Genomic DNA, 8,416 nt, shown 5'->3' on the forward strand with positions numbered 1-8,416 from the left:
TACGATATCTAGTAATGTCTCGTGGGCTCTGATATTTTTATAAGAGACAGATATACTTTATATTTTATCAATTTAACTTTAAAGTCATGTAAAAAGGATAGTTGGAAATTCATGAGAAAGAATAATAAAAATTTTGTTAAATCTATAATATTTGCCATCTTGGTTTTATTTATCATAATCGTATTGTTTGTTTATAAAGATAAATTATGTAATATAAATGTATATAGGATCAGGAGTTATATACAGAGTTACGGGGAATTCTCTGCTGTTGTCTTTATTGTCATGTATACGTTGAGGCCACTGCTTATTATATTTCCAGCATCCCTTATGTCCATTGTTGCAGGGAATATATTTAATTCTCATATAGCGGTTTTACTGAGCATGATTGGATGTTTTGGATCAGCTACTGTAGCTTTTTTCTTATCCAGATATTTAGGGCGTTCTTTTGTAGACAAGATATTAAAAGGAAAAGCTTTAGTATTGGACAAAAATATAGAAAAATATGGATTTAAAGTTATGACCATAATGAGATTGTCTTTTGTGTTTCCCTATGATCCATTGAGTTATGCAGCAGGGCTTACAAAGATGAAGTACAGTGATTTTATTTTTGGCACATTAATAGGAACTTTGCCGGAAATGGTTACCTATTCATTGATGGGAAAAAATCTAGAGGATCCCTTTTCTATTAAGTTCATATTACCCATAATGATTTTATGTATTATAGCCTTTTGCTCTTTATATGTACATAGGAGAATATCTAAAAATACCAATAATTTATAAGCAACATAATCTTTGATTTAGGACATAATATTCTATGTAATCTAAATTTAAAGGAGTGTTTGTAAATGAAAGTTAAGGATATAATGACTAAATCTGTAATTAGCCTGAAAGCTGACGATACCATAGAGAGGGCAGCTGAGATTATGGAACAGAATAATATAGGAGCTGTTCCAGTATGTGATGGGGATAGAGTTATAGGAATTATAACAGATAGAGATATTGCAATAAGATCGGCAGTTAAGGGTGAGAGCTATAATTCTAAGACAGTAAGGGATATAATGTCTTCAAACCCTGTAACAAGTTCTCCAGACATGGATTTGAGAGATGTTTCTAGGGTAATGAGTGAAAGACAGGTAAGAAGAATTCCTGTAGTGGAAAATGAACATCTTGTGGGTATGGTGTCATTGGGTGATTTGGCTACTAACTCCAAGTCCAATGAACAGGCAGGAGATGCATTGAGTAATATATCTAAGCCAGGCATATCCTAAAAATAGAATTTAATAATTTATGAATAAATCCACAGGAATTACCAGTAATCTTGTGGATTTATTACTTTAGGTGATATAATATCAGGTGATGTAAATAAAAATTTAAATTTTTAATTCAATATAATTGAATCAATAGCGCATATTTTATTAAGTTTGTGTAATAGGAGAGTTCAGTATGAATAAAGTAAAATTTATTTATAATCCATATTCGGGAGAGAACACTATAGTGTCGGGTATAGATACAGTGATTAAAATACATCAAAAATATGGATATGAAATAGTTCCATTTAGAATTAGCCCTGGTGTTAATATGGAAGAGGCTTTTAAGGGGTTAGATGAAACTTATAACTACATATTAGTGGCAGGTGGAGATGGAACGGTGGATACTGCTGTAAACCATATGAAAAGGTTAAATATAGATATACCTATAGCTATTCTTCCGGTGGGTACAGCTAATGATTTTGCAAAATTTATAGGAATACCTGAAAATGTAGGAAGGGCTTGTGAGCAGATAATAAATAGTGAACCTAGAAGTTTGGATTTGGGTAAAGTAAATGACAAATATTTTATAAATGTGGCAAGTACGGGGTTATTTACGGATGTTTCCCAAAAGACCGATGTGAATTTAAAAAATACCATAGGGAAATTGGCTTATTATGTTAAAGGCTTGGAGCAGCTCCATAATTTAAGAAAGCTTAAAATAAAGGTGAAATCTGAAACTGCATTTTTTGATGGAGATATGTACTTGATGATGGTGTTTAACGGACAGACTGCTGGAAATCTAAATCTTGCTTATAAAGCCAGAATAGATGATGGACTATTGGATGTCATAATAATTAAGGCGGGAGTGATAAAAGACACGATTACGCTTTTTATAAAAATGCTGAGAGGAGATCATTTAGAAAATACTGCAGGCCTTATATATTTTAAATCAGATAAAATAGAAGTGGACTGCAATGAAGATATAGTCACCGATATAGACGGTGAAAGGGGTCCTGATTTTCCTCTTACAATAGAATGTATAAAAGGCGGGATAGAGGTTTTAGGGGTAAACATGAATTCAAAATATGGAGAGAGTATATAATTTTTGTTTAAAATAGTAATATAAGATAGGCAATATTAATAAATATAAACTAGAGTGCTGTTAAGAGAAGGAGAATATATGACGTTTTATATTTGTCTATTACCTATTATGTTTATAATGATTATACAGGGCTTTGCCTGGATTAAATTTTTGCCAAATAAGGTAAAAATAATAACACTTTTTATTTTAATAGCCATGCTATTTAGATATATTTGTATTCTTATTTTATTTTTGGCAGACAACATAAAATATCTTTATATGCTTAAAATACCCTTTTTCTTAAATCTAATTGCCGTTCCCCTGATAGCTTTTACTGCTATGTATATTTTTATGAGAAAGGACAATATCAAATTTTATTATATATTTGTAATATCTGCTGTACTATGTGTATTATATGGTTTTATAATGCATAATTATGAAGTTATATTGAAAAATGCACAGCAGTATCCTGCTGTGTTAGGATATACTATGACTTTTTCTAAGGGTTCATACATATTTTGGCCATATATAGTATTTAATACTCTGGTGATATTCTTTGTACTGGGATTTATGGGTAAAAATAATCCGAATAAATTTGGTATATACATTATAGTATTGGCGGCATGTATAACTTCAGTAGAACTAATAGCCTGGCTCCTGGATGTAAAAGTATTAGTGCAGCCAGTGCTGGGTGATGTAAGCTGGACTGCTGTATGGATTTATGTTTTAAACAAAGTGAGGAAAAATCACTATTCAAATATCAAATCCGGTTGATTTTCAACTTTGTACTTTAAATTAGCCTTGGAAGTGTTTATGTAAATGCTTTTTCCTGGGTGGATTCTTGGAAATCAAGCAGTGAGGATCGCTTCCTATTAAGTCATCACGGCCGGCGGAAATCAGAGCTTCTTTTACCAGTTTGTAGTTTTGGGGAAGGGAAAATTGTAAAAGAGCTCTCTGCATATTTTTTTCTCTTTGTTTTTTTGGAATATAAACTTTTTGACCGGTTATAGGGTTAATGCCTGTATAGTACATAGTTGTAGACAAGCTTCCTGGTGTAGGATAGAAATCCTGAACCTGTTCAGGAGTATAACCCATTTTTTTAATATACAGGGCCAATTCTACAGCTGAATTTAAATCGCTTCCAGGATGGCTGGACATTAAATAAGGCACAAGGTACTGTTTTTTACCTAGTTTTTTGTTTATTTCAAAATATTTTTTTACAAATCTGTTGTATACGTCCATTTTAGGCTTACCCATTTGTGCCAATACTTTGTCGCTTATATGTTCAGGGGCTACCTTCAACTGGCCGCTTATATGATATTTGCACAGCTCTATGAAAAAGTCTGTATTTTTGTCATTTATCAGGTAGTCATATCGTATTCCAGAGCGTATGAATACCTTTTTTATTCCTGGTATTTTTCTTATTTTTTTCAATAAACTCAAATATTCACTGTGATCTATAATGAGGTTTTTACAGGGAAGGGGAAATAGGCACTGTTTGTTTTTACATACTCCTGTTTTTTCTTGAATTCTACAGGCTTTATGTCTAAAATTTGCAGTAGGTCCCCCTACGTCGTGTATATAGCCTTTAAAGTCGTCCAGTGTAGTCAGAAGTTTTGCTTCGCCGACTATGGAGTTTTCACTTCTACTCTGAACGGTTCTTCCTTGATGGAAAGTCAGGGCACAAAAGGAACATCCGCCATAGCATCCCCTGTGGCTGGTAATGGAAAAACGTACTTCCTTTATTGCAGGTATGCCTCCTGCTTTTTCATATACTGGATGATAAGTTCTGGTATAAGGAAGGTTGTATATTATATCCATTTCTTCTTCTGTCAATGGATACTGAGGGGGATTTTGGATAATGTAGTGATCTCCATGTTTCTGTACCAGTGTTTTTCCCCTTATGGCGTCCTGTTCTAAATATTCCAGTTTGAAGCTATCTCCATAGGATTTTTTATCTTTCAGCACTTCCTCAAAGGAAGGTACTTCTATATATTTCCCTAAATGGTTTTTGTCCTTAGAGCAATATACAGTTCCTCTTATATCTGTGATACTTTGGATATCCATGCCGTATTTTAGCAGGTTTGCTATCTGTACTATGGATTTTTCTCCCATGCCGTATACAAGCAGATCGGATTTGGAATCCAGAAGAATACTTCTTCTTATCTTGTCACTCCAGTAGTCATAATGGGCAAATCTTCTCAGGCTGGCCTCTATACCACCTATTATTATGGGAACGTCTTTATAGGATTCTTTTACCCTGTTACAATATACTATTACAGCTCTATCGGGCCTATATCCGGGTTTCCCCCCTGGTGAGTACAGATCTTCATGTCTTCTTTTCATGGAAGAAGTATAATGATTGACCATGGAGTCCATATTTCCAGAGTTAATTAAAAATGCCAGTTTAGGTCTGCCTAATCTTTTAAAATCATTTGTATTTTTCCAATTTGGCTGGGCTATTATACCTACTGTGAATCCCTCCCTTTCTAAAATCCTGGATATTATGGCAGTTCCGAAGGAAGGGTGATCTACATAAGCATCTCCAGTTATAAATATAAAGTCAAGTTGGTTTATATTATTTATTTCCATATCTTTTTTGCATATTGGTAGAAAATTTTTATTTAATCTCAATTTAAATTCTCCATTCTGTTTTTTTGTTGCTTTTATTATAACATATAGAGTAATAACCTATAGGGCAGCTGATGGCTAATAGTGAAAAGTATGTGTACCAAAATAAATGTGTAGTATATAATATAAATAGATGGGAAAAGATTTAGATAAAAGAGAACATGATATTTAAAATTATATTGAGCAAAATAAGGGAAAAGTGTATTAATAAGTGAATAGTAAATAAATATTGATAAATTTAGCATTTACTTATTGCATTTTGGCAAATTTGTAATATAATTATAGTGTAAATGATAATATCATATGTTTGCAATTTGTTATGTTAGGTGAGGCTCCTATATAGACATATGCTGATGCCCGGAAACATCGAGAGATGCCAATGGGTCAACAGATATTACCGGATTAAGGTTTTATCTAATGCAGCTGGATTGGTTTAGTCTAAAGCTATATAGTGCTAAAACTCAGACGATTAGAAAGTTTTAGTTTGTGAGGAGAGCCTTGGAGGCTCTTTTTAATTTTTTAATTTAGGTGGTGTAGTTAAATGGAAAACGGACCTTATGGAGGTCGGTGTGACTTATTACAAAATTTAATAAGTGCCTACGGGGAGGTATTTAAATAGATTCCTAAACTTTGATGTGCGTTGTACAGTTGTTGTTTTTAAATATTTCTCCGTAAGTCAAAGGAGGAATATTTATGCAAAAGTTAACCAGTTTCTTTTTGAGTAAAATTCTTTATAAGAAAGTGTATGATGAATTCAATGAGTATGTGGGAAAGCTTGTGGACATATATGTATCCACTGATCATGGCATGCCAAGAGCTATAGGATATAAGATAAAGAATGGTACGGAAGTTTCCAATTGTGAATGTAAAAATATAAATTTTTATGAAGATAATAATAGGGTAATAATTAGAGGAGAAGGTATAAGAGGAATAATACTTCAGAGTTATTCATACCTTTTGTCAAAGCATCTTCTAGATAAACAGATTGTAGATATAAATGGAAAAAAGTTAGTTAGGGTCAATGATCTCAGAATTGCAAAAATAGCTGGTGAGTACAGGGTTGTAGCTGTTGATACAGGTACCTTGGCCTTGGGAAGAAGATTTGGCGTGGAACATATTATAAAGAAGTTTTATGATATATTCAATAAGAAACCAGAGGACAGCCTTATAATGTGGGATAATGTGGAGTCTTTAGAAATGGTGAATAATAATTTAAAGCTTTCAGTTCCATATAAGAAATTATCAAAACTTCATCCTGCAGATTTGGCAGATATATTAGAGGATATGGATGTGAATTATAGAAAAAAAGTATTTGAAAGTTTAGATCAAGATCTGGCGGCAGATACACTGGAGGAAATAGAACCCAAAATACAGGCGAACATTCTGGAAAATTTGAGTCAGTCTAAAAGAGACGAAGTACTGTTTAATATGCCAAAAGATGAAATTGCAGATATCTTGGACGAGGTTGATGAAGACACTGCAGAAAGGATGCTTTTGAATATGAAAAAAGGAGATGCTGAGGAAGTAAGAACTCTTATGGATTATAATGAAGAGACAGTGGGAAGTATAATGAAAAAGGATTTTATTTCATTTAATATAAATATAACTGTCAATGAAACCATTGAGTTATTTAGGGAAATCAATCCAGAGGATGAAGTGTCTTATTATATATATATTATTGATGACAAAGGAAAGCTTCAAGGGGTTGTATCTTTGAAGAGCCTTATATTGTCCAGCGCCGAAACTAAATTGAAAGAGATCATGATAGATGATGTGGTAAGTGTAAGTCATAATGAAAATATAAGTAAGGCCATAGAAAATTGTTCAAAATATGATTTACTTTCCCTTCCCGTGGTAGATGATGAGGAGAAGTTGTGCGGTATAGTGGTCATAAATGATATCGTGGAAGATATATTGATACCGAGCTGGAAAAAGAGATTGAGAAAAGTTGGATAAAATTATAAAGCTGTCATTTGACAGCTTTTCTTTATGTATTTTTTATTGTATTTGTGCATAAACTATGTTCACGTAAAAATAAATACAAGTTTAATAAATACTAAAGGAGAGATGATCATATGGGTAAAAAGTCTATGAACTTTAAAATAAAACTTATATTGATACTTGCCATAGTGTTCACATATATATTCACTTCTCTGTTTTTACTTCCTTATGATAATGCTGTAAAAGCCATAGCTTATTCCTATGGATCCAAGGGCAATGTGGTAAGTCAGATACAGACAAAACTTAAAAACTGGGGCTATTATAATGGAAGTGTAGATGGGGCATATGGATATCAGACTTATACTGCTGTAAAATATTTTCAATCAAAGAATGGATTGACTCCTGATGGTATAGTAGGAGATGCTACATTGGCTGCTTTGGGTATAAATACTTCAAGTGGCGGCACTGCATCTGGCAGCAACAATCAGAATGTCATGCTTATAGCCCGTTTGATAAATGGAGAGGCAAGGGGAGAACCCTATGAAGGACAAGTAGCTGTAGGAGCTGTAATACTAAATAGGACCAGGGATCCTAGATTCCCTTCTACAGTACCAGGAGTCATATATCAGCCGGGAGCTTTTACTGCCATAGTGGACGGTCAGATTCATGCTAACATGGAACAGAATTCCATAAATGCAGCTCGAGACGCACTAAATGGTTGGGATCCTTCTGATGGGGCCATATATTATTTTAATCCTGCAACGGCAACGAGTTCATGGATATGGTCAAGACCTCTTATAAAAATTATAGGTAAACATAGATTCTGCAGATAGAATAGTGTTAAATCTATAAAAATATATAGTCAATATATATAAAATTTCGACATAGAATTTCAATAAAAACTGTTAATAAATAGAATAAAAGTATATTTATACTTTTACCTGTGGAGTTGAGAGATTTTTATTGTCATATATAAGGGATAATTTATAATCCATCTAATCATGAACTGACACATTTTTTTGTGGGCATGTGCTAATATATGTGTAAGTCAATAATATTAGCTAATAATTACAGGGGGAAAATGTTTATGATAGTTGAGAATTTTAGCCTTAGTAAAATAATAGGAGATAAAAAATATGTGTATCTTTACAGATTGTTAAAGGAAAAGGTTGCCATTACCTACAAAAATGAGGTTATACAGGTTCAATCCTATGGAATTGAAGTGGAAAGACAGGATATACTGGAAAACAAACTGGTAAATGTACAAAGGGAGTGTATTAAAAATATAAGCCCTGAGAGATATAAAGTACATAATTTACTGAAGTTGTTATATGACAACCAGGTGTCACCCATACATTTAGTTGATGTACTCGGAGATTATGTAGATGAATATATTTTGGACTTTGACAAACAGATAAATTATATAGCTTATTAGAAAGGAGGAGAAATCCTCTTTTTTTATATAAATTTAATTTATTATTTACTGCATTGAAAAACAAATATAATATAATAA

General features: G+C 32.7%; 8 protein-coding genes and 1 riboswitch. Of the genes, 7 read left to right on the forward strand and 1 reads right to left on the reverse strand.

Annotation, left to right across the window (positions count from 1 at the left end):
* Positions 1–111 precede the first annotated feature (111 nt).
* From J5G60_RS14470 to J5G60_RS14485, 4 genes are all read left to right on the forward strand, one after another.
* On the forward strand, positions 112–780 hold the full coding sequence (locus J5G60_RS14470) for a TVP38/TMEM64 family protein (protein WP_150358457.1): 669 nt from the start codon (positions 112–114) through the stop codon (positions 778–780).
* 65 nt (positions 781–845) lie between these two features.
* A complete protein-coding gene (locus tag J5G60_RS14475) occupies positions 846–1,268 on the forward strand; it encodes a CBS domain-containing protein (protein WP_150358456.1) in 423 nt (140 codons plus the stop codon).
* 175 nt (positions 1,269–1,443) lie between these two features.
* Positions 1,444–2,352 (forward strand): YegS/Rv2252/BmrU family lipid kinase, encoded by a 909-nt coding sequence (locus tag J5G60_RS14480; protein ID WP_150358455.1) that lies wholly within the window; start codon positions 1,444–1,446, stop codon positions 2,350–2,352.
* A 78-nt stretch (positions 2,353–2,430) separates the two neighbouring features.
* Positions 2,431–3,105: a hypothetical protein gene (locus tag J5G60_RS14485; protein ID WP_150358454.1), complete on the forward strand. Its 675-nt coding sequence runs from the start codon at positions 2,431–2,433 to the stop codon at positions 3,103–3,105.
* Positions 3,106–3,126: 21 nt separating this feature from the next.
* Here J5G60_RS14485 and J5G60_RS14490 read toward each other — a convergent pair whose 3' ends face one another.
* Positions 3,127–4,965 carry a YgiQ family radical SAM protein gene (locus J5G60_RS14490; protein WP_150358453.1) on the reverse strand — a complete coding sequence of 613 codons (1,839 nt, stop codon included), beginning with the start codon at positions 4,963–4,965 and terminating at the stop codon, positions 3,127–3,129.
* A gap of 308 nt (positions 4,966–5,273) precedes the next feature.
* Positions 5,274–5,443, forward strand: a riboswitch (M-box (ykoK) riboswitch).
* 212 nt (positions 5,444–5,655) lie between these two features.
* On the opposite strand from J5G60_RS14490, the gene J5G60_RS14495 reads away from it, so the two are divergent.
* The 3 genes from J5G60_RS14495 to J5G60_RS14505 all read left to right on the forward strand — a co-directional run bounded on the left by J5G60_RS14495 (position 5,656) and on the right by J5G60_RS14505 (position 8,338).
* On the forward strand, positions 5,656–6,918 hold the full coding sequence (locus J5G60_RS14495) for a magnesium transporter (protein WP_150358452.1): 1,263 nt from the start codon (positions 5,656–5,658) through the stop codon (positions 6,916–6,918).
* 119 nt (positions 6,919–7,037) lie between these two features.
* A complete protein-coding gene (gene sleB / locus J5G60_RS14500) occupies positions 7,038–7,736 on the forward strand; it encodes a spore cortex-lytic enzyme (RefSeq protein ID WP_150358451.1) in 699 nt (232 codons plus the stop codon).
* A gap of 254 nt (positions 7,737–7,990) precedes the next feature.
* Positions 7,991–8,338, forward strand: a complete 348-nt coding sequence (locus tag J5G60_RS14505; RefSeq protein WP_150358450.1) for a DUF6514 family protein — start codon at positions 7,991–7,993, stop codon at positions 8,336–8,338.
* Positions 8,339–8,416: the final 78 nt, after the last annotated feature.

Source organism: Clostridium sp. HV4-5-A1G (genome assembly GCF_900184915.1).
GTDB classification, from domain to species: domain Bacteria; phylum Bacillota; class Clostridia; order Clostridiales; family Clostridiaceae; genus Clostridium_B; species Clostridium_B aromativorans.